General features: G+C 63.1%; 26 protein-coding genes and 2 pseudogenes. 24 read left to right on the top strand and 4 right to left on the bottom strand.

Annotation, left to right across the window (positions count from 1 at the left end):
• The first annotated feature begins 343 nt into the window (after positions 1-343).
• From G7044_RS17230 to G7044_RS18090, 14 genes and pseudogenes are all read left to right on the top strand, one after another.
• Positions 344-601 carry a helix-turn-helix transcriptional regulator gene (locus G7044_RS17230; RefSeq protein ID WP_166331152.1) on the top strand — a complete coding sequence of 86 codons (258 nt, stop codon included), beginning with the start codon at positions 344-346 and terminating at the stop codon, positions 599-601.
• Positions 601-837, top strand: a complete 237-nt coding sequence (locus G7044_RS17225; protein ID WP_166331150.1) for a hypothetical protein — start codon at positions 601-603, stop codon at positions 835-837. The genes G7044_RS17230 and G7044_RS17225 overlap by 1 nt, the downstream gene beginning before the upstream one ends.
• Positions 834-1,229, top strand: coding sequence for a VRR-NUC domain-containing protein (locus G7044_RS17220; RefSeq protein WP_166331148.1), 396 nt, complete (start codon positions 834-836; stop codon positions 1,227-1,229). The genes G7044_RS17225 and G7044_RS17220 overlap by 4 nt, the downstream gene beginning before the upstream one ends.
• Positions 1,226-2,191, top strand: a complete 966-nt coding sequence (locus G7044_RS17215) for a helix-turn-helix domain-containing protein (protein ID WP_166331146.1) — start codon at positions 1,226-1,228, stop codon at positions 2,189-2,191. The genes G7044_RS17220 and G7044_RS17215 overlap by 4 nt, the downstream gene beginning before the upstream one ends.
• Before the next feature lie 5 nt (positions 2,192-2,196).
• Positions 2,197-2,679 (top strand): annotated as a pseudogene (locus G7044_RS18265) (DNA cytosine methyltransferase); the annotation flags it as partial.
• Positions 2,680-2,707: 28 nt separating this feature from the next.
• Positions 2,708-3,484 (top strand): DNA methyltransferase, encoded by a 777-nt coding sequence (locus tag G7044_RS18100; protein ID WP_235931377.1) that lies wholly within the window; start codon positions 2,708-2,710, stop codon positions 3,482-3,484.
• Entirely contained in the window at positions 3,481-4,152 is a 672-nt protein-coding gene (locus G7044_RS17205) for a hypothetical protein (protein WP_166331142.1), read from the top strand. Before G7044_RS18100 ends, G7044_RS17205 begins: the two co-directional genes overlap by 4 nt.
• A gap of 75 nt (positions 4,153-4,227) precedes the next feature.
• Complete coding sequence (locus G7044_RS17200) at positions 4,228-5,766, top strand: site-specific DNA-methyltransferase (protein WP_166331141.1); 1,539 nt, start codon at positions 4,228-4,230, stop codon at positions 5,764-5,766.
• Positions 5,763-8,456, top strand: a complete 2,694-nt coding sequence (locus tag G7044_RS17195) for a DEAD/DEAH box helicase family protein (protein ID WP_166331139.1) — start codon at positions 5,763-5,765, stop codon at positions 8,454-8,456. Before G7044_RS17200 ends, G7044_RS17195 begins: the two co-directional genes overlap by 4 nt.
• 141 nt (positions 8,457-8,597) lie before the next feature.
• Positions 8,598-10,688, top strand: a complete 2,091-nt coding sequence (locus tag G7044_RS17190; protein ID WP_166331137.1) for a DEAD/DEAH box helicase — start codon at positions 8,598-8,600, stop codon at positions 10,686-10,688.
• A gap of 3 nt (positions 10,689-10,691) precedes the next feature.
• The gene (locus G7044_RS17185) at positions 10,692-11,414 is read left to right on the top strand and encodes a DUF2290 domain-containing protein (protein WP_166331135.1); all 723 of its coding nucleotides are present in this window, start codon (positions 10,692-10,694) and stop codon (positions 11,412-11,414) included.
• A 350-nt stretch (positions 11,415-11,764) separates the two neighbouring features.
• A complete protein-coding gene (locus tag G7044_RS17180; protein ID WP_166331133.1) occupies positions 11,765-13,018 on the top strand; it encodes a site-specific DNA-methyltransferase in 1,254 nt (417 codons plus the stop codon).
• A gap of 4 nt (positions 13,019-13,022) precedes the next feature.
• Positions 13,023-13,532, top strand: a pseudogene (locus tag G7044_RS18095) (DNA cytosine methyltransferase); the annotation flags it as partial.
• A 112-nt stretch (positions 13,533-13,644) separates the two neighbouring features.
• Positions 13,645-14,154, top strand: a complete 510-nt coding sequence (locus tag G7044_RS18090) for a hypothetical protein (protein WP_235931380.1) — start codon at positions 13,645-13,647, stop codon at positions 14,152-14,154.
• Here G7044_RS18090 and G7044_RS17170 read toward each other — a convergent pair.
• Both G7044_RS17170 and G7044_RS17165 read right to left on the bottom strand, forming a co-directional pair.
• A complete protein-coding gene (locus G7044_RS17170) occupies positions 14,133-14,663 on the bottom strand; it encodes a DUF3489 domain-containing protein (RefSeq protein ID WP_166331129.1) in 531 nt (176 codons plus the stop codon). The two genes, G7044_RS18090 and G7044_RS17170, sit on opposite strands and share 22 nt — an antisense overlap.
• Positions 14,664-14,760: 97 nt before the next feature.
• Positions 14,761-14,988: a hypothetical protein gene (locus G7044_RS17165; protein ID WP_187794880.1), complete on the bottom strand. Its 228-nt coding sequence runs from the start codon at positions 14,986-14,988 to the stop codon at positions 14,761-14,763.
• A gap of 124 nt (positions 14,989-15,112) precedes the next feature.
• On the opposite strand from G7044_RS17165, the gene G7044_RS17160 reads away from it, so the two are divergent.
• The 9 genes from G7044_RS17160 to G7044_RS17120 all read left to right on the top strand — a co-directional run bounded on the left by G7044_RS17160 (position 15,113) and on the right by G7044_RS17120 (position 23,301).
• Positions 15,113-15,706 carry a hypothetical protein gene (locus G7044_RS17160; RefSeq protein WP_166331127.1) on the top strand — a complete coding sequence of 198 codons (594 nt, stop codon included), beginning with the start codon at positions 15,113-15,115 and terminating at the stop codon, positions 15,704-15,706.
• The gene (locus G7044_RS17155; RefSeq protein WP_166331125.1) at positions 15,654-17,717 is read left to right on the top strand and encodes a phage terminase large subunit family protein; all 2,064 of its coding nucleotides are present in this window, start codon (positions 15,654-15,656) and stop codon (positions 17,715-17,717) included. Before G7044_RS17160 ends, G7044_RS17155 begins: the two co-directional genes overlap by 53 nt.
• 3 nt (positions 17,718-17,720) lie before the next feature.
• The gene (locus tag G7044_RS17150; protein WP_166331123.1) at positions 17,721-17,933 is read left to right on the top strand and encodes a phage head-tail joining protein; all 213 of its coding nucleotides are present in this window, start codon (positions 17,721-17,723) and stop codon (positions 17,931-17,933) included.
• 3 nt (positions 17,934-17,936) lie between these two features.
• Positions 17,937-19,457 (top strand): phage portal protein, encoded by a 1,521-nt coding sequence (locus G7044_RS17145; protein WP_166331121.1) that lies wholly within the window; start codon positions 17,937-17,939, stop codon positions 19,455-19,457.
• On the top strand, positions 19,457-20,842 hold the full coding sequence (locus G7044_RS17140; RefSeq protein ID WP_166331119.1) for a S49 family peptidase: 1,386 nt from the start codon (positions 19,457-19,459) through the stop codon (positions 20,840-20,842). Before G7044_RS17145 ends, G7044_RS17140 begins: the two co-directional genes overlap by 1 nt.
• 26 nt (positions 20,843-20,868) lie before the next feature.
• On the top strand, positions 20,869-21,249 hold the full coding sequence (locus tag G7044_RS17135; RefSeq protein ID WP_166331117.1) for a head decoration protein: 381 nt from the start codon (positions 20,869-20,871) through the stop codon (positions 21,247-21,249).
• 79 nt (positions 21,250-21,328) lie between these two features.
• Positions 21,329-22,351 (top strand): major capsid protein, encoded by a 1,023-nt coding sequence (locus G7044_RS17130; RefSeq protein WP_166331115.1) that lies wholly within the window; start codon positions 21,329-21,331, stop codon positions 22,349-22,351.
• A 6-nt stretch (positions 22,352-22,357) separates the two neighbouring features.
• Positions 22,358-22,672, top strand: coding sequence for a head-tail joining protein (locus G7044_RS17125; RefSeq protein ID WP_166331113.1), 315 nt, complete (start codon positions 22,358-22,360; stop codon positions 22,670-22,672).
• Positions 22,669-23,301 carry a DUF6441 family protein gene (locus tag G7044_RS17120; RefSeq protein WP_166331111.1) on the top strand — a complete coding sequence of 211 codons (633 nt, stop codon included), beginning with the start codon at positions 22,669-22,671 and terminating at the stop codon, positions 23,299-23,301. Before G7044_RS17125 ends, G7044_RS17120 begins: the two co-directional genes overlap by 4 nt.
• Here G7044_RS17120 and G7044_RS17115 read toward each other — a convergent pair.
• Positions 23,298-24,263, bottom strand: a complete 966-nt coding sequence (locus tag G7044_RS17115) for a hypothetical protein (RefSeq protein ID WP_166331109.1) — start codon at positions 24,261-24,263, stop codon at positions 23,298-23,300. The two genes, G7044_RS17120 and G7044_RS17115, sit on opposite strands and share 4 nt — an antisense overlap.
• 37 nt (positions 24,264-24,300) lie before the next feature.
• Here G7044_RS17115 and G7044_RS17110 point away from each other — a divergent pair, with 37 nt between their 5' ends.
• The gene (locus tag G7044_RS17110) at positions 24,301-24,720 is read left to right on the top strand and encodes an acyl-CoA transferase (RefSeq protein ID WP_166331107.1); all 420 of its coding nucleotides are present in this window, start codon (positions 24,301-24,303) and stop codon (positions 24,718-24,720) included.
• A 7-nt stretch (positions 24,721-24,727) separates the two neighbouring features.
• Here the strand turns inward: G7044_RS17110 and G7044_RS17105 are convergent, their stop codons facing one another.
• Entirely contained in the window at positions 24,728-25,102 is a 375-nt protein-coding gene (locus tag G7044_RS17105) for a thermonuclease family protein (RefSeq protein ID WP_166331105.1), read from the bottom strand.
• Between the last annotated feature and the right edge of the window lie 35 nt (positions 25,103-25,137).

Genomic DNA, 25,137 nt, shown 5'->3' with positions numbered 1-25,137 from the left:
CAACAATAGCGGGCGTTTTCGCGGGATCGGCAGACCCGGCTTTGTAAATCCCGAATGATTTCAATGGGTGGCGCGGTGCCCTGCCGGGTGCCACCCCCCCTTTGCCCATCAATGCCGGTCAATGCCGACATTTCCGGCGGTTCGCTGGTGCTTGCCGCCTTGGGGTCAATCCGGGGGTGATCGGTGGCAGTTGCCTCCCTGCCCCGCTTCGCCAAGCAAAGCGCCACAAAGCCAGCAAAACATGGGGTGGCACGCCTGTGGCATTCTTTGCGCCACCCTCCGCCTCGCCGCCACCCCTCGGCATCTGCGCTCAATCGCCTCCACAGCAATGATGGAGACCCCGATGCCGCATCTCGGATCGATGCCGGAACCGACCGCAAAACCCCGCACCCTGATGGCCGGCTGGATCAGCCGCCTCGATCTCGCCATGGAACTCGGCCTTTCGGTCGATACCCTGCGCCGCTGGGAAGCCCAGCGGATGGGCCCGCCCTGCGTCCGCGCTGGCCGAAAGGTCTATTATCGCCGCGCCGCCGTCGAGGACTGGCTGGAAGAGCAGGAACAGGCCGCCCCGCGCCGCCGCCGCGCCGGAGGCCGCCGCTGATGACCGACCTGATCCATGCGCCCGACTGGTCCGCCGATCGCGTCGCCGAGGCAAGGGCTGTCATTGCCGATGCCGCCCATCACAGCGACCGCCTCGTGACCATCGCCTGCGAAGTTCTGGCCCGCCATGGCGCGACCGAGGAAGAGCGCGAAGAGGCAAAGCTGCTGCGCCTGATCGTCGATGCCCGGCGGCCGGTCCGCGCCCGGCGCAATGATGGTGACGAGGTACAACCATGAAGCGCCGCGGCACCCCCGAAGCCGATCTGCAGCGCGCCGTGGTCCGCAGCCTGCGCCAGATCCTGCCCCGCACCGCCATCATCCATCACTGCGCCAACGAGGTCACGGAACCCGGACCGCGCGGCGCGAAGCGTCAGGCGATCCTCGTCGGCATGGGCGTTCATGCCGGTTTCGCCGATCTGATGATCCTCTGCGATGGCCGCGTGCTGTTTCTGGAGCTGAAAGCCCCGAAGGGGCGGTTGCGACCGACGCAGGAGGCGTTCCGCGACGCCGTGATGGCGCAGGGTTTCGGCTGGGCGCTGGTCCGGTCCCTCGACGATGCACTGGGTGCGCTGGCCGATCACGGGTTTTCCACCCGCATTGCAGCCCCGGCCCGGAGGGTCGCGCCATGAGCCATGCCGCCACCAACTGGGCCATCCAGCAGCGCGGGCTGAAGCCTGCGACCAAGATCGTGCTCTGGCATCTCTGCGACCGCCACAATCCCGATTTCGGCTGCTTTCCGACGCAGGTGCGGCTGGCCGAAGACGCCGAGATGTCGGTTTCGGCGCTGAACGAACATCTCATCAAGCTCGAGGAACGGCGCCTGATCCACCGGGTCCGCACGCATGATCCCCGCACCCACAAGCGTCAGGCCACCCGCTATATTCTGGGTTTCGAGCCAAGCTTTCCGCACGACCCGTCTCCGAAAACCGGAGATGGCGATGAAGGGCTGGAGGGGGAACCGGGCGGCGATCCAACTCCGGATTCCGGACATGGACCCATCTCCGGATTTTCGGCAAAGCCATCTCCGGATTTTGCCGAAAGCCATCTCCGGAATCCGGAGACTAACCCTGTAAGGGAACCTTTAAGGGAACCAGTAAAGGAGGAGGAGGACGCGCGTGCGCGCGATGACCGATTTGAGGAATTTTTCGGGGAACTGCTCGATGCGCTGGGTCTGGACCTTGAGGCCGCCCTTCCCGCCTGGTGGCAGGGCTGGCCAGCCCGCGAGCATGTCCGGCGCTGGATCACCGATCTCGGGCTGACCGAGGACCGGATCATCGCGGTCGCCCGGGACAGCCGGGACACCCATCCCGAACCGCCGGACGGGCCGCGGGCGCTGGACCGGCTGATGGAACGGGCGGCACGCACGGCCAAGGCCCCGCCCCCTTCCGAGGGCGATCACCGCCGCAAGCGCAAAACCAAACCTAGCGACGCCCCAGGGGCCAGCCTCGACGAAATCGCCAGCTTCTACGCCGGGATGGTGAACGGCGACGGCTACCTGCCCTCGAACGCCATCTCCAACACCGTGCGCAATGCACTGCTTGAGAGGGGGCTGGTGACGGCCCAGCGCCTGCGCGAACGAGGGGTGCTGTGAATGCCATGGTGTCACGTCCCCGGCACGGACTCAGCCTCTGCGCAGGCGGCGGAGGCCTGGATATGGGCCTCATGCTCGCCGAGCCCGGATATCATACCCGCGCCTTTGTCGAATGGGAGGACTGGCCGAGATCGGTGCTCATCGCAGCCCAGAATGCCGGGTATTTCGCCCCGGCCCCGATCTGGGACGATCTGCGCAGCTTCGATGCCCGCCCCTTCCGTGGCGCCTTCGACACAGTGCTGGCCGGGTATCCCTGCCAGCCCTTCAGTGCCGCCGGAAAGCGCGGCGGCGCGGCCGATCCCCGACACCTCTGGCCCGAAGTCGCCCGTGTCATCGCCGAATGCCGACCGGAATGGGTCTCCCTCGAAAACGTCGCCGGGCACGTCACCCTCGGTCTCGAAACCGTGCTCCGAGAGCTTTGGGGACTGGGTTACACGCCTGCGGCGGGTCTGTTCTCAGCGGCAGAAGTCGGTGCGCCGCACCAGCGGCTGCGGATCTTCATCCTGGCCCACACCGATGAGCCTGCATCCCGGAACCACCCGCTACAACCCGGCGGGCAACAGCGATTTTACCCGCAAGGCGGAAGCATTGGCGCTGGGCATCGCCAGCTGGTCGACGCCGAAGGCCAGCGATGGGTCGAAGGGCGGACCGGGTCAGAGCTATGGCTCGTGCGGAACGCCACCATTGCCAGCGCAGGCGGCGCAATGGTGGACGACACCGCAGGCACACGATGTCAGCCCTCGGGGTGCGGGTCAGATTCCAGGACCGAAGGCTGGCAACCGTTGCCTGGCGCGAGATGCGCAAAACTGGGCGACACCAGCGACGCAATGGCCGACCCCGGCCGCGCAGAACTGGAAGGGCAGTTCGGAAGCCAGCATCACCCGGGCGGATGGCAAAAGCCGGATGGATGTCCTGCATTACCGGGCGGAACAGGGCTTCACCCGCCCGGCCCCGGCGATCACGCCGCATGGGCCACAATCCTCGCCGCACGCCCCGATCTCGCGCCCGCTCTGGGCTTTCATGATTGCCTCGCATGGGCGCGCTGTCTCGCGGCGGATCCTGAAGGCGCGGGCGCGGCGGCGGCTGAACCCGCTCTTCGTCGGATGGCTGATGGGCTGGCCCATCGGGCACGCGCTCTGCGCCTGCTCGGCAACGGAGTTCACCCATTGGCAGCGGCACATGCGTGGCGCACTCTCGCAGCTGCCCATGGCCTCGGGCCCGTGGATCTGGCGTCCGGCGGAGGAACCCCAGCGCCCGGCGCAGATGTCCCTGTTTGAAGGACCGCAGCCATGAGCATTCAGGGACGGATCGGCCGCACGGGCGGCGGACGGGTGAGGCGCGCGCTGGGCGTGCAGGCGGCGCTGGAATGGGCCTTCCGGGTCGAGAAGGCGCAGCTGGATCTGCCGGTGCCGAAGGACACAACAGGTGAGAGCTACGGATATGGGCTTGAACATGTCCTGCTGCAGCGCGCGGCGCTGGGCTGCAGGATCGATGGCGGCCAGCACAAGTTCGGCAGCTATACCCATGAGGATGCCGAAGTGATCGCCGCCTGCGTGGCTGGCATGCCCGACAGTCTTGGCGGGAGGCGCATGGCGATCCGGATCGCGGAACTGGCCCGCGCCGGGCTGACACCGGACTGGATGCCCGGCGCCCTGCCGCGCTGCGTGCCGGTCGAGGTGAGGCGCAACCAGCATGGGGAGCGGGCAGCAACGGCGGTCGTCGGCACAGCGCGGGTGCTGTCCCGTGGCAAATGGCGCACAGTCGATATTATGGCCTGCCCCGTCACCTTCTCGCCCCATCCCCACCAGATCGAAGCCGCCCGCCGCGCCTATGAGGACTGGTGGCAGGCGCTGGGCTGGATCCGCGACGGGCTGATTGCGGGCGGGATGCTGCGGGAGGTGGAGGTGACGCAGGCGATGCCGAAGGTGAGGCCGTGGCAAGCACGGCCTGCGTTGACATGAACGGTCGCGCTGCCTTGCAGGCCCGGGCAATCGCGGGCAGATTGTCGGAAAAACAACCGGCAGGACATTTCCCTTATGCCCCTTCTTCAATGGCTGACCCGCGATCAGGACCTGACCGCCGCTGATCGCGTGGCATATCGGCTGCTTGATGAGGTGCCCGATCTGTCGGTGCCGGACACTGGCGGGGATGCGGACGGCAATCTGCTGGTCCAGGGCGACAATCTGGAGGCACTGCGGGCGCTGCTGCCCTTCTATGCCGGACGGGTGAAGTGCATCTATATCGACCCGCCCTATAACACAGGCTCGGCCTTCGAGCATTACGACGACAGTCTGGAACACGCCAAATGGCTGGCAATGATGGTGCCGCGCCTGCAATTGCTGCGTGAGTTTCTGAGCGAAGACGGCTCGATCTGGGTCAGCATCGATGACTACGAGGGGCATTATCTCAAAGTTCTGATGGACGAGGTCTTCGGGCGCAGGAATTTCATAGCCAACCTCGTGTGGCAAAAGAGAACTTCGCGCGAAAATCGAAAGGCTGTCGGTTCAGCGCATGATCATATCCTTGTCTACGCGCGAAAAGGTCCGGCCGAATGGAAAGAGTATCGGAATCTGGAACCAGATACGGACGCGGGCTACTCAAATCCCGATAGCGATCCTCAAGGCCGCTGGCGCTCCATTCCCTTCAGCGCCCAAGGGTATCGACCCAATCAAATGTATACCATCACGACACCAACAGGGTCGCAGCTTTCACCACCAAAGGGGCGCTGTTGGGGTGCGACAGAGCCAGAATTCGAACGCTACCGATCAGAGGGGCGCGTCTACTGGCCCAAAGGCGGTGAAGGCCGGCCACGCATCAAGAAATACGAATGGGAAGACTCTGGCCTTGCACCGATGACATGGTGGACAGCGGCTGAGTCTGGCGACAACCAGAGGGCAAAGAAGGAGATCCTCGCTGTCTTCGAGGATGAGGATATTTTCGCTACCCCCAAGCCTGAACGCCTGATCCAGCGCATCCTGCATATCGCGACCAACCCCGGCGATCTGGTGCTCGACAGTTTTCTGGGCTCGGGCACCACGGCGGCGGTGGCGCACAAGATGGGTCGGCGCTGGATCGGGGTGGAAATGGGCGATCACGCCCGGACCCATTGCGCGCTGCGCATGCGGAAGGTGATCGAGGGCGAACAGGGCGGCATCTCGGCCGATATCGGCTGGCAGGGCGGCGGCGGGTTTCGTTTCTGCACGCTGGGCGCGGCGGTGTTCGACCATGCCGGTCAGATCAACCCGGATATCCGTTTCGCGGATCTCGCCCGGCATCTGTGGTTCTCGGAATTCCGGGTGCCGCTGGCAGCTTCGCCCTCTGGTCCGTTTCTGGGCGCACATGACGGACGCGGGCTGGCGCTGCTGTACAACGGCATCCTTAAGGATCGCTCGGTCAGCGGCGGCAACGTGCTGACCCATGCTGTGCTGCGGCTGATCCGCGATGAGGCCCATGCGGCGGGCCATACGGGGCCGGTCACCGTATATGGCGCGGCAAACCGCCTGTCGGACCGAACTCTGGATGAGGCAGAGGTGAGCTTTCGCCAGACGCCCTGGGATATCAAGGCAAGGGCATGACCATGGAATTGAAGCGCTACCAGCAGTCCGCCCTGAATTCCCTGTCGCGGTTCCTGACCCGTTCGGGCGCGAAAGGCCCTGCCGCGGCTTTCGCCGAAGAGGTCGCCCGTCAGGAGGAAGAGGCACAGCTTGAAGGCCGCAAGCTGGAGCCTCGCCACTATGAGACCCCCTTCGCCGACAAGCCCGACATGCCCTATGTCTGTCTGCGCCTGCCGACTGGCGGCGGCAAGACGCTGCTCGCGACCGAAGCGATCCGAGTGGGTGCGGAATTCGTCCAGAAGCCGCATCCGATGGTGCTGTGGATGGTGACCTCGGACGCGATCAAGCGCCAGACGGTCGAGGCGTTGAAGGATGTGAACCACCCCTATCGGCAGCGGCTGGACGCGGTGACCGGCGGCAGGACGCGAGTTTTCGATATCGAGGAATTCGTAACCCTGCGTCCCAGCGATATCGGCCGTTTCACCTGCGTGATCGTGGCAACCATCCAGTCGTTCCGCGTGACGGATACCACCCAGCGCAAGGTCTATGCCTATCAGGAGGAGTTCGAGCCGCATTTCTCGGGGCTTCCGACCGAGGGAATGGAGCTGGTAACAGCGTCGGACGCGGCGCGCGAGCCTCTGCTGGCAGGCCGCGAAGGCACGGTGAAGTTCAGCTTTGCCAATCTGATGTATCATCACCGCCCAATAATGATCGTGGACGAGGCCCATAACGCCGTGACCGGCCTTTCGCGCGACATGCAAGCGCGGCTGCGCCCGTCGGCGATCATCGAATTCACCGCGACCCCGCGCGGCGTGTCGAACGTGCTGTTTTCCGTCACAGCCGGCGCGCTGAAGGACGAGGAAATGATCAAGCTGCCTATCCGCGTGCGCCCGCATGACGGCTGGGAAGAGGCAGTGACCGGCGCGGTCGCAACCCGCAACATGCTGGAGGAGAAGGCCAAACGCGAGGCCGAGTTCCTGCGTCCCGTTGCCCTGTATCAGGCACAGGCCAAGAACGGGCACCCCACAGTCGAGGAGTTGCGCCGCTATCTTGTTGAAGAAAAAGCAATTCCTCCCGCCTGGATCAAGGTCGCGACGGGCGACAACCGCGAGCTGGATGGCGTCAATCTGCGCGATCCGAACGAGCCCACGCGGCACGTCATCACGGTTCAGGCGCTCCGCGAGGGCTGGGATTGCCCCTCGGCCTATGTGCTCTGCGCCACGCAGAAAGTGGCATCGGCAACGGCGGTCGAGCAGCTTCTGGGCCGTGTTCTGCGGATGCCCTATGCCAAGCGGCGCCGGGATGCGGCGTTGAACATGGCCTATGCGCATGTGGCCGAACCGTCCTTCGCTGAAGTAGCGGCCAGCCTGCGCGACAAGCTGATCGACATGGGCTTCACCGATGAAGAGGTCCGGCAGTCGCTGCGCCCGGCTTCTGTCGAGGAAGATGCGCAGGGCCAGCTGTTCGATCCGGATCCGGTGGCGCCGAAGCCGGTCATGACCTTTGAAATCCCCGACAGCGACGTGGCCCGCGCGGATCTGGCTGAGCTTGCCGAGGCCGGTGCAGAGTTTATCCGCACCGATTCCGGTACGCTGAAGGTCGGGGTGAAGGGTGCTGTGACCGAGGCTGTCGCCAGCACCATCGAACGCCATACGCCAGAGGAACAGCGCCCTGCCCTGCGCGCCGAAATCGACCGGCACGAGGCACAGGTCGAGGCCGCGCTGTCGCCCGCCGAAAAGGGTGCCGCCATCGAGGTGCCGTTCCTGATGGTCGAAATGGATGGCGATTTGTTCCAGGCCGATACCGACCTGATCATGGAGCGGGTCGAATGGTCGATACTGAACCATCCCGCCCAGATCACCGAAGCAGAAATGAGTTTCCGCCGCGCCGAGAATGTGATCGAGATCGATGTCGAGGGCGAGAAGCTGGTCTATTCGCAGACCCAGACGACGCAGCTGCCGCTGATCGGACTTGCAGATCCTGACGATGCGACGCTCGCGTCAAGCCTCCTGCAATGGCTGGATCGTCAGTGCCGGGCTGCGGATATTCCGCCGACCGACCTGTCTGCATGGCTGGCGCGGATTGTCGCCAATCTGGTCGCCGAACGCGGGATTTCCGCACGCACGCTCATCGACTGGCAATATCCGCTCGCCACACGCATTCGCGCAAAGATCGCCGAAATCCGCGCTGGGGTGCGCCAGCAGGCCCATCAGGTCGCGCTTTTCGATGATACGGCCGTGCTAGGCACCGATCCGGCATGCGTCGCAAGGTTCGATGCCGAAAGCTATGCCAATGTGCCGACCACGCCGACCGGTGCATTTCGCCTGCGCCGCCATCTGCTCGGCGCGGATCGCGTCCCACTGCTCGATGGCGATCTCGGCGGCGAAGAGTTTCAGTGCGCCTGGGCACTCGACAGTCTGGAGGAGGTGGACCTGTGGGTGCGGAACATCTCCAAACACCCGGCCAGCTTCTGGCTGCCCCGTGTCCAGCACCGCTTCTATCCCGACTTCATCGCCCGCCTCACCGATGGTCGGCTGTTCGTCGTTGAATACAAGGGCGAGCACCTTGCCACCGCGCAGGATGCACGCGAAAAAGACATGCTGGGTAGGCTCTGGGCCGAGAAGACCGGTAATGTCTTCCTGACCGTGCGCAAAATGCAGCATGGCATCGGCGTTCAGGACCAGATGCTCAACGCAATCCGAGGAGTTTGACGCAATTACGTTGTAGATCGTTAGAATACCGAAAACCTAAGACATCGCAGAAATGACGTCGACATTTTCCTAGCCAATACTAGCGGCTATGTGTCCAGCAGCGCAATATCAGCCCCACCAACAAAATCGAATGAGACTAATATGACCGTTACATACATTCCGACAATCGGTAGGGGCGAGGAGAACTACGACGTAGCTCAGATCGCTCGAAAGGTTAGAGAAGGTGTTGTCTATTCACCAGAGGATCAGGTCATACTCTACGCGGGATGGCCGCAAGTAAAGGATTATAGCGGAAGAACCCACACCGCAGATTTAACTGTGGTCAGTAACCACCATGGAGTGAAGCTGGTAAAGTTTTCTCCTTCTTCAAGTAGCACAGATCTCAAGAAGGATGCACTTAGCATTCTTCAGGCCGCTGCAACAACAGAAGCGCTTCTCGGGAAAAGTCTTGAACTAAAAAAGAAGCGGAAGTTGATTTTTGATGTAGTTCCAATTTTATTCGCGCCAAATTTCTCCGGAACAGACATCGGAACTGATGAAATAGAACTCGCTCGTAGCGAAGTTGAGATTATTCGTCTCCTTGCAGAAAGTGATAACGAACTATCCACAGAGCAACAAGCCGAAGTCCAAGCTATCATTGAGGGGGCAAAGGCATTAGGCCAGATCGGAGAAAAGGACGATACAGATCTAATTGACCCCGTAGCACGCGCATTCAACGATCTCGAAGCCATCATCTACAATTTCGACGCCACACAAAGAGCTGTCGCGCTGACAAGTATTAATGGGCCACAGCGAATTCGCGGTCTTGCAGGCACAGGGAAAACGGTAATTTTGGCCATGAAGGCCGCGCTGGCTCATATTGAAAATCCAAACGCCAAAATTCTTATCACTTATTATACCAGAAGCCTCCGAGATGTAATTGAACGTCTTATCACAAGATTTCATCGCCACTTTGCCGAAACCGATCCAAACTGGGACAATATTCATGTTCGCCATGGTTGGGGTCGAAGCAATCTGCCCGGGGTTTATCGCGACACCTGCGTGCGAGAAGGGAGATCGCCTAAAAGCTTCAATGATGTAAGAGGTGCAAAAAACCCTTTTGGTGCGGTTTGCCAAGAAATTGTACAAAGCAACGCGATCTCGGAGTTCTACGATATAATTCTGGTTGATGAGGGGCAAGATTTCCCAGATAGCTTCTACCAAATGTGCTTTTATCTTGCCAAAGGTACGCGCGATGAAAAGCAAATCATCTGGGCGTACGATGAGCTTCAAAATGTGTTCGATGTGCAAGTACGAGAGCCTGAATTGCTGTTCGGAACAGACTCCGATGGTCAGCCGCGCATCTCTCTGCTTCGCAGCTTGCCCGCCGGTACGGACACAAATGACTTCGTCCTTCAGCGCTCATACCGAAATCAGCGTGAAGTCCTTGTTCTGGCACACTCTTTGGGATTCGGCGTCTATAGTGACGTCGTACAGATGCTGGAAAATGCAAAGCACTGGGAAGACGTCGGCTACGAAGTGATATCCGGCACTTTTGATACTGGCAGCGAGAACGTCGTCGAGCGCCCTCTTCGAAATAGCCCAAGTATACTACACTCTCCTGAAGGAATACCAATAGCTTCAACCCGTGCTGCTACGGATTTCGACCAAGAGGTTTCATTTGCCGTAGAAGAAATAAAGTTCTTTATCGATCACGGAATTGCGCCACACCAAATAATGGTCATAAGCTTGGATGACAGGGTAGCCCGAAGCTACTTCTCAAGAATATCAAAAGATTTGAATAACCACAACATTGTCAGCAACAATATCATCAAAGATACATACAGTGAGCCTCCATTTAGGATCGACGGTATGGTTACGATGAGCACTGTCTACAGAGCAAAAGGAAACGAGGCTGCTGTGGTAATTGTTGTCGGCGCTGATGCTGCGGTACTAAGAACCCGCACTGGTCGAAATAAAATATTTGTTGCCATGACAAGGAGCAAGGCTTGGCTCCGCATTATGGGAGTAAACAGTAAAACCTTCAAGCAAATGCAGAGAGAATTCGACACAGCGATAGAAAATAGTCCACGTATCAAATTTACCATGCCGGATATGAATCAACTGAACACCATACAGCGCGGACTAGAGGAAAAGCACGCACGAATTCTTGAAGCCAAACGACGCATGGAGAAAATGAAAAATGAGTTGAACCTCTCTGACGACGACCTGAACAGTCTAATCGAGGAGTAAGGGGTGAACATTGAAAGCTTCAACAGGAGCATAAGAGCTGTCGACGCCGTCCTAGCCGATCTCAACCTTCTTGAGGGCACTGTTTACAACTGCTCGCTTCCAAGATCTATGGATTTTAACCAGACCTGCCTTACAAGCAAAGACTATAATGAAATTTATGAGACTGGCCTACGACTTTCTCACTATAATTTTCTACTCTTAGATCTCGCTTATTTTCAGTTCACTCACAAGGGCCCAACGGAGTGGGCTTTAGCTTTCTACCCAAACCCGAGAATAACAGGCTCGATCGAAGCGCTTTCTGAATTCAAAGAGTTTTCCGTTGCTCGGGATAGCGGAGAAATTTCGGAAGAAGAGTTTTCTGAATTATCTACAAGTATGCCGATAAACTATTATGTGCCGCGCTTCCGGTATGAATTTAGTGAGAGTCAGTTTAGACCTGTACAACATCCGGGGGCACATTTTCATATCGGCATGTCGGGTGAGGATCGTTGGGGCTCGTCGAGGCGCTTGTCTCCGTTGTCATTCTGTTACCTCATGCTGAAATACTATTATCCAGAGCATTGGTGGCCTCTGTCAAGGTTTTCGCAATCGCGGGAAGATTGGGCTTCACCCAAAATACTGGAGTATTGTCTCGACAAGAAATTGGAAAACTCCCTAAGAAATGACGGGGTGTCTCATCTTTTTTGTGAAGAAGAGCGGCCGGGACTTCACTTTTCGACCGTCTGAAGACGTGGCCGCAAGTCAAGGGTAGTACACTCTCGTGCCCTACCCCCTGCCTCGGTTCCTCCCCGGCGGCATCTGTATTCGGGGGGGCGCAGCGCGGAAGTTTTCCAGCGTCAGGCGTTTTCACCGGGGAATCCAGGCGGAATCCACCTGAGCCACACGAGCGCCGTTTCGATCAACAAAACAAGGCCTTAAGAACCTTCGCGGGGTGGATTCCTGCTGGATTCCGAGGTGGATACCGGAAGCCACTTCGCGGAAGCCAGGACCGGGATCCAGCACGGCGGAAGCCAGCGGAATCCAGGCGGGATCCACCCGGCCCGAAGCCACCTAAAACCACAGGACGACCCTGCCCCATGGACCTCGCCTTTGCGCCGCGCCAGATCGAATTCTGGCCGATCGAGCGCCTGCGCCCCTATGCCCGGAACGCGAAGATGCACGGGCCCGATCAGGTGGCGCGCATCGCCGCCAGCATGGCCCGCTTCGGCTGGACCGTGCCATGCATGGTCGGCGACGATGGCGAGCTGATCGCGGGCCATGGCCGCGTGCTGGCGGCGACGGAGCTGGGCCTGAATGAGGTGCCGGTGATCCGGCTCGGGCATCTCGACGAGGCCGAACGCCGGGCCTACCGCATCGCCGACAACAAGCTGACCGAACTCGGCGACTGGGACGAAGCGCTGCTGCGCGACGAGGTGGCTGGCCTGCTCGCCGATGACTTTGACCTGTCGCTGCTGGGATTTGCCGAAGACGAGCTGGAGGCGCTGCTGCAGGATCCGGATCTCGGCGATGACGGCGCCGCCGAGGGCGAAGGCGATGTCCCGGAACCGCCTGCCGAACCCGTCTCGGTGCCGGGCGATCTCTGGCGGCTCGGGGCCCACCGGCTGATCTGCGGCGACAGCACGTCGGCCGATGTGGTTGCAGAGCTGCTGGGCGATGTCCGCCCGCTGCTGATGGTCACCGACCCGCCCTATGGGGTGGACTACGACCCGGCTTGGCGCAATGCCACGGGCGCATCGGCGACCAAACGCACCGGCAAAGTCCTGAATGACGACCGGGCTGACTGGCGCGAGGCCTGGGCGCTGTTTCCGGGCGATGTCGCCTATGTCTGGCACGGCGCGCTGCATGCCACCACCGTCGCCGACAGCCTGATCGCCGCCGGGTTCGATATCCGCTCGCAGATCATCTGGGCCAAGGACCGGCTGGTCCTCAGCCGGGGCGATTATCACTGGCAGCACGAACCCTGCTGGTATGCGGTGACGAAACGCGGCAAAGGCCATTGGGCCGGTGATCGCAAGCAGACCACGCTGTGGCAGATCGCCAATCGCGATCAGGATGCCGAGACGGTGCACGGCACGCAGAAGCCGGTCGAATGCATGCGCCGCCCGATCCTGAACAATTCCAGCCCCGGACAGGCCGTGTATGAACCCTTCATGGGTTCCGGCACCACGCTGATCGCCGCCGAGACCACCGGCCGGGTCTGCTACGGCATCGAGCTGAACCCCGCCTATGTCGATGTCGCCATCACCCGCTGGCAGAACCTGACCGGGCAATCCGCCATTCTTGATGGCACCGACAAAACCTTCGACGACCTGACCGCCAACCGACGCTGAGACCATGAATGACCTGGCTTTACCTGCCCTCGGACGCTGTTCCGGGGCCGACGACACCTGCCTCTTCGGGCTTTCCCTCTGTTCAGGCGCGGGCGGGATCGATCTCGGCCTCACCCTTGCCCTGCCCGGATACCGAGCTGTGGGCCATGTCGAGCGGGAAACATATGCTGCGGCCACTCTCGTGGCGCGGATGGCGGACGCGGCCCTGGATCAGGCTGTTATCTGGGACGACATTGCCACATTCGACGGCAAGCCTTGGCGCGGCGCGGTGGATATCGTCTCTGCGGGCTATCCGTGCCAGCCGTTCAGCGTGGCGGGCAAGCGAAGGGGTGCCGAGGATCCGCGCCACCTCTGGCCGCATGTCGCCCGCATCATCGGCGAGGTCGAGCCGCCCTTCGTCTTCCTTGAAAACGTCGCCCATCATCTCCGCCTCGGCTTCCCCGAAGTCGCCAGCGGACTGGTCGGCATGGGCTACCGCCTTGCGGCAGGATTGTTTACGGCGGCGGAAGTCGGCGCGCCCCATCGTCGGGAACGCCTGTTCATCCTCGCCATCCGGGAAGGCGACGACATGGCCGACCCCGCGCGCCTGCTCCGGCACCCGCTCAAGTGGCGGGAACCGGACGGAGATGCTGCGCCTCTGGCCGACAACCCGGGCCAGCGCCAACGAGAACCGGCAGACGAGACCGACGCCGTCGCAGGCAGCGGGCAGGCACGGGATGAACCTTGCGACAACAGCGGCGCAATGGCCGACCCCGCTGGCGACGGATGGCAACAAGCCGAGCACGGGCAATCGCAAATCGGCCGATCTGACCCATGCGGCGGGCATGTGGATGACGCCCACGGCGCGCGATCACAAGGACGGGGCGACGACGCTGGCGAACACGCCGGTGAACGGCCTGCTTGGCCGCCAGGTCCTCACGACGCAGATGGCTGGTCCCGATACCTCCGATCAGCGCCGGACCTTGAACCCGCTATTCGTCGAGGCGCTGATGGGCTGGCCAACAGGGTGGACAGGCTCCGCCTCTGTGGCAATGGCGTGGTCCCGCTGGTTGCCGCGCATGCGCTCAGAACTCTGGCGTATCAGCTGCTGGAGGATGGATGACGCGGCGCCGGATCAGGAAGAACTCAGCTTATAGACCCGACCCCGTTCGGCGAGTTTCTCGGAGGTCACGGTTAGGCCCAGCTTCTTCTTCAGCGATCCGGAGATGGCACCGCGAATCGAGTGGTGCTGCCACCCCGTCGCCTCGGCGATCTCGGCGATACTCGCGCCTTCAGGGCGCTGCAGCATAGCGATCAACTGCGCCTGTTTCGTGCCGGGGCGCTGGGCAGCGGCGATGGCTTCGGGCTTGGCGTCCCGCAATCCCGCCATGGTCCTGACCACCACCGGTTCGATGCCGATGGCGTCCAGCCCGGCCTCGGTGGCGATCAGCGTCGTGCCGTGCCCGTCACCGGTCTCGCGCCAGAGGGGCTCGTCGCGCCGGAGATTGGCCTCGACCTCTTCGATCCAGCCGAGCTTGATCATCCGGCCGACGGCCATCTTCGCCGCCGCGCCGTGCAACCCCTCGGGCAGCGGCAGGGCGAGATTTCCCGGCCGTGCGCTGGCCCGGGTCAGGATCAGGGTCTGGGTGTCGGTCATTTTCGTCATGACGGGCTCCGTGCATCGCCGCCGCAGGTCGCGGTCGGCTTCTACGGAGCCGGGCCCCGCTACCGGCGGGGTTCAGCGGTCGATATCCGCAGTGGCGTCAGGCGGCGTGTTCGCCCTCACCGAAGGCAAAATCGCTGATCTGCTTCAGCAGGTGGGCCTGATATTCGAGGCTTCCGACGTGACCCCAGTTCACCCGCTGTGGATCGGCGCCGAAGTGGTCCTCGCTGAAGGTCTGCAACCGGGCCAGCATGGCGTCGATTTCCGCTTTCTTCGCGATGAAGGCGGCAAGGGCGGCGTCATTGGTGCGGGCGGTCTGGCGGGTCATGTCGGTCTCCGGTGCAGCGTTTCGTTGATGCAGCATCGCTCCGGGGCGTCCTGAAGTGTAGAGAATTCGGAGCAATAACAGTGCTTTCTGATGCACATCACCATCATCTTCGGACGGGTCTGTCATGCAGGGCATGAGCGAGCGGGCCTTTGCCGCCCATGCCGGGCTGTCGCGCGGAGCGATCCAGAAGGCGCGGAAAAGCGGCAGGCTGGTCTTGTTCGCCGATGGCTCCATCGATGCGGCGGCGTCGGACGCCCGGCGCGCGGCCACCACCGATCCCGACCAGCAGAACCGGTCCAAGGCTGGCACGGCGCGGCAGGCGGCGGTGCCGGACAGACCGACCCGCCCCGCCGACAGTCTCGCCGCCCCGTCAATCTCCGGCCCGGGCGACAGTTCCTCCTATCTGAAGGCCCGGACAGCGCTGACGGTCTATCAGGCACAGGAACGCCAGATCGCCATCCAGAAGAAGAAGGGTGTGCTAGTCGACCGGGCCCGGGCCGAAACGCTGGTGTTTCGCCTCGCCCGGCAGGAACGCGATGCCTGGGTGACATGGCCCGCCCGTGTCGCCGCGATCATGGCGGCGGAATTGTCGGCCGAGATGGAAAAGACCACCGGAGAAGCGATCAGCATCGGTACCGGGGTGCTGCAGAGGGTGCTGGAAGCCCATGTCCGAGACCAGCTCACCGCCCTCGCCGAGCTCAAGGTTTCTCTTGAATGACGAGGATGGGAGCGATGATCACAGCCCCGACCTGAGTTTCGACGGCGCCGAGGATGTTCTGCGCGCCTGGTCGCGCGGCATCCGGCCCGATCCCGATCTGACGGTGTCCGAATGGGCAGATAAACACCGTTGGCTGTCATCGCGCGCTGCTGCCGAGCCCGGGCGCTATCGCACCGCCCGCACCCCCTATCTGCGCGAGATCATGGACGCGCTCTCGCCCGGTCATCCGGCACAGCGGATCAGCTTCATGAAGGCCGCGCAGGTGGGCGCCACGGAAGCGGGCAACAACTGGATCGGCTTTGTCATCCATCATGCGCCGGGACCGATGCTGGCGGTGCTGCCGACGGTCGAGATGGCCAAGCGTGCCTCGCGCGGTCGCCTCGATCCGCTGATTTCGGATTCGCCTGCGCTCAGGGAACGGGTCAGCCCGGCGCGGTCGCGCGATGCCGGGAATTCGATGCTGTCCAAGGAATTCCCGGGCGGCATTCTGGTGCTGACCGGGGCCAACAGCGCGACAGGCCTGCGGTCGATGCCCGCGCGCTATCTGTTTCTGGACGAGATCGACGCCTATCCGCCCTCGGCCGACGAAGAGGGCGATCCGGTGACGCTGGCCGAGGCCCGCAGCACCACTTTCGCCCATCGCCGCAAGGTGTTCCTGGTCTCGACCCCGACGATCCGGGGGCTGAGCCGGATCGAGCAGGAATTCGAGGCCTCGGACCAGCGGCGCTATTTCGTGCCCTGCCCGCATTGCGGGGCGATGCAATGGCTGGAATTCGAACGGCTGCGCTGGGAGAAGGGTCGGCCGGAGACCGCCGCCTATGCCTGCAACAGCTGCGAGGCGCTGATCGCCGAGCATCACAAGACGGCGATGCTGGAGGCAGGCGAATGGCGGGCAACAGCAGTCGCCGCCGATCCGCATCATGTCGGCTATCACCTTTCGGCGCTTTATTCGCCCATCGGCTGGAAGAGCTGGGAACAGATCGCGCGGGAATGGCTGGCGGCACAGGGCAATGACGAGATGCTGCGCGCGGCGCGCAACACGCTCTTGGGCGAGACCTGGGTCGAACGCGGCGAGGCACCGGAATGGCAGCGGCTGGCCGACCGGCGGGAAGTGTTCGCGGCGCAGATCCCCGAAGGCGGTCTGTTCCTGACCGCCGGGGCCGATATCCAGAAAGACCGGTTCGAGGTCGATATCTGGGCCTGGGGGCGAGGACTGCAGAGCTGGCTCGTCGATCACATCGTCATCCCCGGCGGTCCGGACAGCCCGGCGGCATGGGCCGAACTGACGAAGCTTCTGACCCGCACATGGCAGCATGCCAATGGCGCGGTGATGCCGATTGCCAAATTGGCCATCGATACCGGCTATGAGGCGGCGGCAGTCTATGCCTGGGCGAGGGCACAGGGGTTCGAACAGGTCGTGCCGGTCAAGGGGTTTGAGGGCTTCAACCGTGCGACGCCGGTTTCCGGGCCGACCTTCGTCGATGCGACCGTGGGCGGCAAACGCCTGCGGCGCGGCGCCCGGCTCTGGTCGGTGGCCACCGCCACTTTCAAGATCGAGACCTATCGATTTCTGCGGCTGGAACGGCCCACGGACGAAGAACGTGCGGCGGGCCAGCCCGATCCGCCGGGGATGATCCATCTGCCGGACTGGGCCGACAGCGAATGGCTGAAACAGCTGGTCGCCGAGCAGTTGGTCACGGTCAGGAACAAGCGCGGCTATGCAAGGCAGGAATGGCAAAAGCTGCGCGAACGGAACGAGGCGCTGGATACCCGCGTCTATGCCCGCGCCGCCGCCTGGATCATGGGTGCGGATCGCTGGGACGAGCGGATGTGGCGGCAGCTGGAGGAACAAGCCGGGGTGGCACCGCCAGTAGCGGATGCGGGTGGCACGGCTGCGAAGGCCGATGACCCGTCCGTGCCGACAAATGGCCCGCCTGCCCGTCAGGCGGGCGCCCCGCCAACCACACCGCGCCGCAAGCGGCAGACTTACACACCGCGTTTCATGAGGTGAGAGATGGACATCGACCGGATGCGGGCGCTGCTATCAGCCCTGCAGGAAGCCAGGTTCAGCGGGCTGCGCAGCGTCAGCTATGACGGCAAGACCCTGACCTATGGATCCGATGCCGAACTGGCATCCGCCATCGCCGATCTGGAAGCCCGGATTGCCCGCGCCGCTGGCACCAACCGCCGTCGGCGCTGGGGCACTGTCGCCACGAAGGGGCTTTAATCCATGACGTTTGACGGTATCCGCCAGCGTCTCGGCGCGATCATCGGCGGGTTCGATGCGGCGCAGTCACACCGACGCCTGCGCGGGTTCCGCGCCAGCCGCGCCCATGTGAACACGCTGATCGCGGGTGCAGGCGAGACCATCACGGCCCGCGCCCGCTGGCTGGCGCGGAACAACGGTTATGCCAGCGGGGCGGTCGAGGCTTACGCCAGCAATGTGGTCGGCGACGGGATCAAACCGTCGTCCTCCATCGCCGATGCCGCGCAGAAAGAGGCGCTGCAGACACTCTGGCTCCGCTGGACCGACGAGGCCGATGCCGAGGGGCTGACCGATTTCTACGGATTGCAGCGCCGCGCCGCGCGAGAACTGTTTCTGGCAGGCGAGGTGTTTCTGCGGCTACGCCCGCGCAGACCGGACGACGGTCTGTCGGTACCGCTGCAGCTGCAGATGCTGCCCTCGGAGATGCTGCCGATAGACCTGAACCGCGAACTGCCGGGCGGCGGGGCGATCCGCCAGGGCATCCAATTCGACGGCATCGGGCGGCGCGTGGCCTACCACCTTCTCCGCCGTCATCCGGGCGACATTACCGATCCGGGGCTGGTGGGCGAGACGGTCCGCGTGCCCGCCAGCGAGATCATTCACGTCCTTGACCCGGTCGAAGCCGGACAGCTGCGCGGGGTGTCGCGCTTCGCGCCTGCCATCGTGAAACTCTTCACCCTCGATCTCTATGACGATGCCGAGCTGGAGCGGAAGAAGACGGCGGCGATGTTTGCCATGTTCATCACCTCGCCCGCCCCGGAAACGCCACTGGAACCGGCAGATGAGGATCTGGAAGTCGAACCCGGTCAGGTCGTGCGTCTGGATCCGGGCGAGGATGTCTCGACCCCCGCGACGCCGGATTCCGGATCGACCTATGAGCCCTTCCAGTACCGGACGCTGCTGCAGATCGCCGCCGCGCTGGGCATCCCCTACCCATACCTGACCGGCGATGCCGCACGCGGCAACTTTTCCAACACGCGCGTGGCATTGCTGGATTTCCGCCGCCGGGTCTCGGCGATCCAGCACAGCGTCATCGTGCATCAGCTCTGCCGACCAGTCTGGCAGCGCTGGATGGATCTGGCCGTGCTGTCCGGTGCCATCGACTTTCCCGGCTATGATCGCGACCGGCGGGCATACCAGTCCGTCAGCTGGCTGCCGACGCGCTGGGACTGGGTCGATCCGATGAAGGATGCCTCGGCCGAGATCCTGCAGATCGAGGCGGGCCTCAAATCCCGCAGCCAAGCGATCTCCGAGCGCGGATATGACGCCGAACAGGTCGACCGCGAGATCGCAGCGGAACGCAAGCGCGAAGCAGCGCTGGGCCTCGACTTCCGCCGCCCCGGATCGCCCGCGCAAGGGCCGAAGGGCGAGGCGGCTGGTGATGGCCGCGACACCAGCGACGGCAAGGACGATGACGAAGACGGCGCCACCGACCCTGATGATGACACCGACGATGACGATGCCAATCCCGGGGAGGACCGCTGATGCATCATGCCCAGATCGCCCAGCGCGCCTTCGACACCCCGCTGATGATTGCCCCCGCCAAGGCGCTGGCCTTTCTCTCTAGCCTCGGACCCCGCATCACCGGGCAGGAAATTCGCTTTGACGGCATGACGGTCGCCGAACCCGATCAGACAGCGGCGCGGCAAATCGCCTGCGCCTCGCTGATCGGCGGCGATCTCGCCCAGCGCCATGGCAGCGATGCAGATGCACCCTTCCCCGTCGTCGACGGCGTTGCGGTCATCGCCATTGCCGGAACGCTGGTCCATCGCGGCGCCTGGATCGGTCAGAGCTCCGGGCTGACCTCCTATGAGGGGCTGGCCGCCCAGATCGATGCGGCGGTCCATGACCCGGCCATTCGCGGTATCGCGCTGGAGATCGACAGCTTTGGCGGCGAGGTCGCCGGGGCCTTCGATCTGGCCGACCGCATCCGCGCGGCGCGGACCAAAAAACCGGTGCACGCCTTTCTCGCCGAACATGCGCTCTCGGCAGGCTACGCGCTGGCCTCGCAGGCGACCCGCATCACCCTGCCCCGCACTGGGGCGGCGGGCAGCATCGGCGTCATCACCATGCATACCGACATGTCCGGCATGCTGGCCCAGAAAGGCGTTGCAGTAACGCTGATCCATGCCGGGGCCAGAAAAGCCGATGCCAATCCCTATGCCGCCCTGCCTGATGGCATCCGCGACCGGCTGCAGGCCGAGCTGGAGGATCTGCGCATCCTCTTCGCCGAGACCGTCGCCGCCGGGCGCGGGACAAAGCTCGGCAAAGATGCGGCACTGGCCACCGAAGCTGCCATCTTCCGGGGCGCTGCGGCGCTCAAAGCCGGTCTCGCCGATGCCGTCGCCGATCCCCGCGCCGCCTTTCGCGCCTTTGCCGACAGTCTCAGCCGCCCGGCTGTCCGGATCGGCCAAACGCCGACGCGCCAGACCCTTTCACCACCCCGAAACCAAAAGGAGATGATCATGAGCAATCAGACGGATGAAGATGCCCGGACACCGGACCAGCAAGACCCGCAAGCGGCAGTGCCCGGTGCAACCGCCGCGCCGACGGAAGAGCAACCGGCAGCGGAACCGTCCACGCCCGGCACCGCACCGGCTGCCGCTCCGACCGATGCCGACGCCATCCGCGCTGAAGCCGCCGAAGTGGCGTCGATCTGCGCCCAGGCGGCACAGCTCGGCGTCACCCTGGACGCCGCCGATGCCGTCCGGCGCGGGGTGAACCCAGACGCCCTGCGCGGCCAGATCCTCGACAGCCTCGCGGCCAAGAGCGATGCCAGCGGCATTCTGGCCAGCGCACCCGCGCCCACGAACAAGCCGAGCCCGCTCGTCGCTGCGGCCCGCAAATCCGCCGACAGCGCCAGCCGCTGACAGCCTGACACCTTCCGGAGACCAAGATGCCCGTCTTGACCCAACCGCCCAGCATGGGCGATGCGCTCAAATATGAGCTGAACCCCAATTATACCCGCGAGACCGTCACTCTCGCCGCAGGCACCGAATACCCGGCTGGCGCGGTTCTCGGTCGCATTACCGTCAGCGGCCAATACACCTTCGCCAGTCATGGCGGCAGCGATGGCGCAGAAACCGCCCTCGGCATTCTGCTCTATCCGGTCGACACGCGCCTTGCGGATGCCACCGGCATTCTGCTTGCCCGTGGACCGGCGATCCTGTCGCGTGACGCGCTCTTCTACGATGGCAGCGTCGACGACGCGGCCAAGATCGCCCTGAAGCAGACCGAGCTGACCGCGCTGGGCATCGTCATCCGCGACAGCGCCTGACCGGCTGCGGCTGCGGCTGCGGCTGCGGCTGCGGCTGCGGCGCCTTCTTTCTTATCCTCCTTCCCGACAAGGCTTCCCCATGACCATTATCCGCAATCCCTTCGATTCCGGCGGCTATTCGCTGGCCGAGATGACCCAGGCCATCAATATCCTGCCGAACCTTTACACCCGTCTCGGCGAACTCGGCCTCTTCCGCTTCGAGGGCGTCTCGCAGCGCAGCGTCATCATCGAACAGATCGAGGGCGTGCTGAACCTCTTGCCCTCGGTGCCCCTGGGCGGTCCGGCCACGGTCGGCTCGCGCGAAGGCCGTGCCATGCGCAGTTTTGCCCTGCCCTGGATACCGCATGACGACGTCATTCTGCCCGCCGATATACAGGGCGTACCGGCCATCGGCGCAGGCGACGAAGCCGATCCGCTGGTCGCGGTGATGACCCGCAAGCTGACGCTGATGCGCCGCAAGCATGCCCAGACCCGCGAATATATGGAGATGAACGCCCTGCGCGGCATCGTAAAGGACGGAGCGGGCACCACCCTCTACAATTACTTCACCGAATTCGGCATCGCGCAGATCAGCGTCGACTTCGTGCTGGGCACCGCTGGCACGAACGTTCAGGGCAAGGTCCGCGAGGTGCTGCGCGCCGTCGAGGACAGTCTGCTGGGCGAAAGCATGTCGGGTGTCCACGCGCTCGTCAGCCGCGAGTTCTTCGACAAGCTGATCGCGCATCCGAAGACGGAGGAGGCCTACAAGTTCTATGCCGCGACCGGGGCCCAGCCGCTCCGGCAGGATGTGCGGCGCAACTTCCCCTTCGCGGGGATTTTGTTCGAGGAATATGCGGGTGCTGTGACGCTTTCCACGAAAGCCGCCGAGCGGCTGGTTCCGGCAAACGAAGGCATCGCCTTCCCGACCGGCACCATGGACACGTTTACCACCTATGGCGGTCCGGCCAACCTGCTGGAAACCGCCAATACCATCGGTCTGCCGCTCTATGCCCGCCAGCATCTCGACCCTAAGGGCCGCTGGATCGATCTGATGACCGAAGCCTCGATCCTGCCGGTCAACAAGCGGCCCCGGCTGGCGATCCGGCTGCACACATCGAACTGACCGATCATGAACGCCTTCAGCGCCGCAATGGATCGCATCTTCGGCCATCCGGACATGAGCACCTCCGCCGTCTGGATGGCAGCCGGGACCAGCGAAGAACGCCCGATCCGGCTCATCCGCCGCGCGCCGGATCGGATCGCCGAGTTCGGATCGGCGCGGATCCTCTCAGAAACCCTGACTGCCGATATCCGGGTCAGCGATCTCCCCGATCCCCGGCCCGGCGATCTGATCGTCATCGGCGCGGAGAGCTTCGCCATTCAGGGCGAGCCGGTCCGGGACCGGGACCGGCTGATCTGGACCGTGGAACTGGTGCCTGCATGAAGCTGAAACTCGATATCGATCCCGATCTGGTCGCCATGATGCAGGCCGAGATCAGGGCGGGCGAAAGGGCCGTGACCGGGGCCATGCGCGAGGCAGGCACAGGCCTGAAAACTGCATGGCGCGGGCAGATCACCGGGGCAGGACTGGGACGGCGGCTGGCGAATTCGATCCGCAACGCCATCTATCCGAAGGCCGGAGAGAGCCTGAACGCGACGGCGCTGGTCTGGTCGAAGGCCCCGGTGATCATCAGCGCCCATAATGCCGGGCCGCTGATCCGCTCGCGCGATGGGTTCTGGCTGGCGATTCCGACCGAAGCCGCCGGGAAATCCCTGCGCGGCGGGCGCATCACCCCCGGCGAATGGGAGCGTCGCACCGGGTTGCCGCTGCGCTTTGTCTATCGCAGGCGCGGGCCGAGCCTGTTGGTTGCCGAGGGGCGGCTGAACACGAAAGGTCGCGCGGTGGCATCCAGATCGAAGACCGGGCGCGGACGTGCCACCGTGCCGATCTTCCTGCTGGTGCCGCAGGTCAGGCTGCCAAAGCGGATGGATCTGGCAAGGGAGGCGGAAAAGGCGGCGGATGGGGTGCCGGGGAGGATCGTCGGGAAGTGGGTGGAGGGGCGGCTTCACTAGATGCCCATCGCGCTTGTAATCGCTTTGGCCGCGACCGACGTGCCAATCTTCGTTGCAACATCAAGGGTCCATTTGCCAGCAGCCTGCAGGTGTCGCAACGCGCCAGCCCCGTCATTCTTCTGAGCGGCTTCTTCTGCTGCTGCGACCGAAGCTATTGCTTTATCGTGCTCGATTGTTGTGCCTTCCGCCTTAAGGGCCATCCTGAGCTGCCGCAATTCTTCAGCTAATTGCGGCAGGTCTACATCGGATGACCTTTGGTTCCATATTTGCTGGAAGGTGTTGTTCTCAGCGCGCGAATTCGGTCCAACAGCGCCCGCCTGGCCCGTTTGGTAATGATCGCCCATGTTCATTGACTCCATGAAGAATTGTTGGACAACGTGTTGTTGGCCGTCTCTCAGCAGGTATTCATAGGCATCAGGGTGTGCGCCGTAGCCCGTTGTACTTTCGTCCACGTATTGAGCTGCATAAAAATCTTCTGCGGATACTACAAAACGAACTTCAAGACCGAAATCGAACGATCCATGCGATGACCTGCACTCGAGGTAGAGCACAAAACGTTTCCGCTGATCATCTCTGTTCACTGATTTTTGGTATTCTCGTCCGGATCTAAGATCGAAGAAGCGGACACTTACAGGGATAGCATGCTCTGGAAGTGAAACTGCGTAATAACTTAGTCGACCTCGTTCGGTCAGAACTCCGCGCCACGAAGTATTAAACTCGTACCCTCGCTCTGTGACCCTGTAGCGGCTGGCGGTTAGTTTTCGCGCTGAGCATTCAGCGAAGCCTTCCGAAAATGCTCTTTCCTGCTTCCTATCCAAAAAATGAAATGGTCCAGATCGAGGCTCGTCATACTCATCTGCGAATGCCACGGTAACGTGGTCACCAGAGCCTGCCTTCATCTGGAAGGAACGAAGCTCGCCTCCCAAGTCGAGTTGCTCAACTATGACTACTGAAACATCCATGAATCACCTCCGCAGAATGCATGCCAAGAGATAATACATGCCCACCCCACGCGAAACCATCCTCGCCGCGCTGCACGCGCGGCTCTCGGCGCTTCCCGCCACCGCCCTGCGCGGCGATGTCCTACCCGAACGCCTCCCGGCTGATGGCCTTCTGATCCTGCGCGATGGTGATCCGGGCGAGCCCGAGGTGACACTGTCCCCTCTGAGCTATCACTATCAGCACCGCACCGAGATCGAGGCGATGGTTCAGGGCACCGGCCGTGATGCCGCTTTCGACGCCCTCTGCGCCAGCATCGGCGCGGCAATCGCCGCCGACCGGACGCTGGGCGGGCTCTGCGACTGGGTCGAGGCTGAAGCGCCCCGACCGGTCGATCTTCCTGTCGAGGGCGCGGCGAGCCTGAAGGCAGCGGTGATTCCTGTGATGCTACACTACACGACCGCAGACCCGTTGGCGTGAACGGCGCTCAGCAGGTGCCGTAATAGTTGCCCGAGAAACGGCAATATTCCCGCGCGGTGCCACTGGCGATCATCGTCGCCGCGATGTCGCGACCGTCCGGCAACCAGCATTGCCCGACGATGCGCCCGTAGCGGTCGACATCGCGCATCCGGCACTGAACAGACCGCCCGGAGACGAGGCCCGCCAGTTGCGCCGTCGCGGTCGACCCGCCCGCCCGGCCGATCTCCGGTGCGTCGAGCCCCCAGACCCGGATGCGGGTGCGTTGCCCGTTGATCCAGAAGGTGTCGCCATCGACAACCCGGGTCACCTGCCCGGCAAAATCGAACCGTGATGGCGTCGCGGGTGCCGCAACCTCGGACGGCACACATCCCGTCAGAACCATGGCCACTATGACCGCGAGGGGCGCCCGCTTTCCAA

Source organism: Paracoccus xiamenensis (assembly GCF_011308835.1).
In the GTDB taxonomy this organism is placed as follows: domain Bacteria; phylum Pseudomonadota; class Alphaproteobacteria; order Rhodobacterales; family Rhodobacteraceae; genus Paracoccus; species Paracoccus xiamenensis.
This window is presented reverse-complemented; position numbering and strand designations above follow the sequence as displayed.

What these genes read in the sequence shown, in the direction of transcription:
- G7044_RS17105 (WP_166331105.1), bottom strand. Translation starts at nt 25,102, where the DNA reads ATGGTTCTGACGGGATGTGTGCCGTCCGAGGTTGCGGCACCCGCGACG.
- G7044_RS17160 (WP_166331127.1), top strand. Translation starts at nt 15,113, where the DNA reads ATGCAGGGCATGAGCGAGCGGGCCTTTGCCGCCCATGCCGGGCTGTCG.
- G7044_RS17195 (WP_166331139.1), top strand. Translation starts at nt 5,763, where the DNA reads ATGACCATGGAATTGAAGCGCTACCAGCAGTCCGCCCTGAATTCCCTG.
- G7044_RS17135 (WP_166331117.1), top strand. Translation starts at nt 20,869, where the DNA reads ATGCCCGTCTTGACCCAACCGCCCAGCATGGGCGATGCGCTCAAATAT.
- G7044_RS17155 (WP_166331125.1), top strand. Translation starts at nt 15,654, where the DNA reads ATGTCCGAGACCAGCTCACCGCCCTCGCCGAGCTCAAGGTTTCTCTTG.
- G7044_RS17165 (WP_187794880.1), bottom strand. Translation starts at nt 14,988, where the DNA reads ATGACCCGCCAGACCGCCCGCACCAATGACGCCGCCCTTGCCGCCTTC.
- G7044_RS17190 (WP_166331137.1), top strand. Translation starts at nt 8,598, where the DNA reads ATGACCGTTACATACATTCCGACAATCGGTAGGGGCGAGGAGAACTAC.
- G7044_RS17200 (WP_166331141.1), top strand. Translation starts at nt 4,228, where the DNA reads ATGCCCCTTCTTCAATGGCTGACCCGCGATCAGGACCTGACCGCCGCT.
- G7044_RS17145 (WP_166331121.1), top strand. Translation starts at nt 17,937, where the DNA reads ATGACGTTTGACGGTATCCGCCAGCGTCTCGGCGCGATCATCGGCGGG.
- G7044_RS17125 (WP_166331113.1), top strand. Translation starts at nt 22,358, where the DNA reads ATGAACGCCTTCAGCGCCGCAATGGATCGCATCTTCGGCCATCCGGAC.
- G7044_RS17115 (WP_166331109.1), bottom strand. Translation starts at nt 24,263, where the DNA reads ATGGATGTTTCAGTAGTCATAGTTGAGCAACTCGACTTGGGAGGCGAG.
- G7044_RS17180 (WP_166331133.1), top strand. Translation starts at nt 11,765, where the DNA reads ATGGACCTCGCCTTTGCGCCGCGCCAGATCGAATTCTGGCCGATCGAG.
- G7044_RS17110 (WP_166331107.1), top strand. Translation starts at nt 24,301, where the DNA reads ATGCCCACCCCACGCGAAACCATCCTCGCCGCGCTGCACGCGCGGCTC.
- G7044_RS17170 (WP_166331129.1), bottom strand. Translation starts at nt 14,663, where the DNA reads ATGACGAAAATGACCGACACCCAGACCCTGATCCTGACCCGGGCCAGC.
- G7044_RS17140 (WP_166331119.1), top strand. Translation starts at nt 19,457, where the DNA reads ATGCATCATGCCCAGATCGCCCAGCGCGCCTTCGACACCCCGCTGATG.
- G7044_RS17205 (WP_166331142.1), top strand. Translation starts at nt 3,481, where the DNA reads ATGAGCATTCAGGGACGGATCGGCCGCACGGGCGGCGGACGGGTGAGG.
- G7044_RS17120 (WP_166331111.1), top strand. Translation starts at nt 22,669, where the DNA reads ATGAAGCTGAAACTCGATATCGATCCCGATCTGGTCGCCATGATGCAG.
- G7044_RS17215 (WP_166331146.1), top strand. Translation starts at nt 1,226, where the DNA reads ATGAGCCATGCCGCCACCAACTGGGCCATCCAGCAGCGCGGGCTGAAG.
- G7044_RS18090 (WP_235931380.1), top strand. Translation starts at nt 13,645, where the DNA reads ATGCTGCGCCTCTGGCCGACAACCCGGGCCAGCGCCAACGAGAACCGG.
- G7044_RS18100 (WP_235931377.1), top strand. Translation starts at nt 2,708, where the DNA reads ATGAGCCTGCATCCCGGAACCACCCGCTACAACCCGGCGGGCAACAGC.
- G7044_RS17225 (WP_166331150.1), top strand. Translation starts at nt 601, where the DNA reads ATGACCGACCTGATCCATGCGCCCGACTGGTCCGCCGATCGCGTCGCC.
- G7044_RS17230 (WP_166331152.1), top strand. Translation starts at nt 344, where the DNA reads ATGCCGCATCTCGGATCGATGCCGGAACCGACCGCAAAACCCCGCACC.
- G7044_RS17150 (WP_166331123.1), top strand. Translation starts at nt 17,721, where the DNA reads ATGGACATCGACCGGATGCGGGCGCTGCTATCAGCCCTGCAGGAAGCC.
- G7044_RS17220 (WP_166331148.1), top strand. Translation starts at nt 834, where the DNA reads ATGAAGCGCCGCGGCACCCCCGAAGCCGATCTGCAGCGCGCCGTGGTC.
- G7044_RS17130 (WP_166331115.1), top strand. Translation starts at nt 21,329, where the DNA reads ATGACCATTATCCGCAATCCCTTCGATTCCGGCGGCTATTCGCTGGCC.